Annotated in this window: 2 protein-coding genes; both read left to right on the forward strand. The window is 46.3% G+C overall.

Going from position 1 to position 925, the window contains the following annotated elements; translation table 11 throughout:
- Positions 1-87: 87 nt before the first annotated feature.
- Positions 88-387 (forward strand): transposase, encoded by a 300-nt coding sequence (locus ACTNCK_RS11740; RefSeq protein ID WP_441082906.1) that lies wholly within the window; start codon positions 88-90, stop codon positions 385-387.
- 20 nt (positions 388-407) lie between these two features.
- Positions 408-925: IS3 family transposase (locus ACTNCK_RS11745; RefSeq protein ID WP_441082907.1), on the forward strand; the 518-nt coding region annotated here is incomplete at its 3' end.

The raw sequence follows: 925 nt of genomic DNA on the forward strand, positions 1-925 counted from the left end.
TGGTGCTAGAATATAAATAGTACAAGTTAAAGTGAGTTATTCCAAGGAATAAGACTATAATAGAGATAGTCCCAGGAGGAACTCACAATGGCTAGTAAACAACCTCAACACGACAAGGAGTTCAAACTCAATGCCGTAAAATATTTAGAAGAACATCCAGATCTGACATTAAGGCAGTGTGCAAAGAATCTTGGTATAGGTGCCAGTACACTGACTCACTGGAGACAGCAGTTCAGAACCAATGACGGGGATATACCTGTCAGAGGTTCTGGCAATTATGCATCTGATGACAAGAAGGAGATAGCCCGGCTCAAGCGGGAACTCCGTGATGCCAACGATGCGCTTGATGTCCTAAAAAAAGCAATAGGCATTCTGGGTCAAAACTGACAACCGCCATATACACGGAAGTGTCAGCAAAGGTGGAGGCGTCCAAAGCGTCCGGACGCCGCGTCTCCGTCTCCGGAATGCTTAAATACCTTGGTGTCTCACGCTCCGGCTATAACGCCTTCAGAAAGCATAAGCAGTCTGAAACTGAAAAGCGTATGCACAGGATCATGAAACTGATCAGACAGATCTACGATGACTCCTACCAGAACTACGGAGCTCCCAAAATAACACAGGAGCTCAGGAAGAAAGGAGAATGCATATCAGAACGTACCGTAGGTAAATACATGCGTATTATGGGAATCCGTGCCCAGTGGGTAAAGCACTGGATCGCCACAACCCGTAATTCTGACTTCAGCAGACAGCTTCATAACATCCTTGACGAACAGTTCAGCCCTTCGCGTCCAAATGCCGTGTGGTGCACTGATATCACGTATATCTGGACCTATGAGAGTGGATACATATATCTTACCAGCATCATGGATCTGTATTCTCGTAAGATCATCGCATGGACGCTCACACCCACGATGGAGGTCTCATG

The sequence above is a fragment of the Candidatus Weimeria sp. HCP3S3_B5 genome, assembly GCF_052064335.1.
Taxonomy (GTDB): Bacteria; Bacillota; Clostridia; order Lachnospirales; family Lachnospiraceae; genus Weimeria.